The organism is Burkholderia sp., from assembly GCF_018375725.1.
Taxonomy (GTDB): Bacteria; Pseudomonadota; Gammaproteobacteria; order Burkholderiales; family Burkholderiaceae; genus Burkholderia.
In genome coordinates this window covers 1-1,006 of the sequence record NZ_JAHACR010000555.1, presented here as the reverse complement: position 1 = coordinate 1,006, position 1,006 = coordinate 1, and the positions used below count along the sequence as shown (strand labels likewise).

Genomic DNA, 1,006 nt, shown 5'->3' with positions numbered 1-1,006 from the left:
CGCGCATGAACAGCTAGTTCATGAGCGCGTCGAGCCGCTTCCACGCGCTGCACCAGTTGATGAACCGGCTGCGCGCCAGCCACGCGACCGCGGCAGTCGACGCGATCGAGCCGTATTTCCGCGAGATCGCCCCGCTGCTCACGCGCGACGGCGAACCGGTGCGCTCAGCGGCCGAGGCCACGCAGGCGGCCGATCAGCTGCTCGCGTGGCGCGACGCGCTGCCGCGCCGCATTCGCGCGACGCGCGCGCAGTTCGAGACGCAGCCGGACTTTCCCCTGCTCGACTTCGACACCGCAGCCGAGCTCCTGTACCGCTTCGTCACCGATCTCCATGCGTATGCGGCGACGTACGCGTCGCTCGCGACCGCCACGCATGAACGCGAGCGCTGGGTCGAACGCTACGAACCGCGCACCAACCTCACCGCCGCGGTGATCGCCGGCATCCGTACGGCTGTCGTGATGCTCGCGCTCGGCTGGTTCTGGATCGAAAGTGCATGGCCGAGCGGCGTGACGATGGTGCTGAACGCGGCAGCGATCTGCGCGCTCGCCTCGTCGATGCCACGGCCGACGACGATGTCGTACCAGATGGCGCTCGGCACCGCGCTCGCCTCGTTTACCGGCCTCATCGCGATGTTCGGCGTTTATCCCCACCTCGACGGCTTCGTGCTGCTGTGCGCCGGCCTCGCGCCGTTCCTTGCGCTCGGGCTGTACTTGTCGATGAAGCCGAAGACCGCCGGCTACGGCATCGGCTACTGCATCTTTTTCTGCACGCTCGCCGGCCCGGAAAACCTGATGCAGTACGATCCGAGCGCCTTCATGAACGATGCGCTCGCGCTCGTTCTTTCGATGTTCGCATCGGCGATCGCGTTCGCGGTATTGTTCCCGCCGAGCGCGCCGTGGCTGAAGCAGCGCCTGTTCGCGGATCTGCGCAATCAGGCGGTCGCCGCATGCCACGCGGGCCTCGCCGGGTTGCGCACGCGCTTCGAGAGCGGCGCGCGCGACCTGAT

At 67.8% G+C, this 1,006-nt stretch carries 1 pseudogene; it reads left to right on the top strand.

Annotated features, from left to right (window positions below):
• Positions 1–1,006, top strand: a pseudogene (locus KH616_RS25360) (FUSC family protein); the annotation flags it as partial.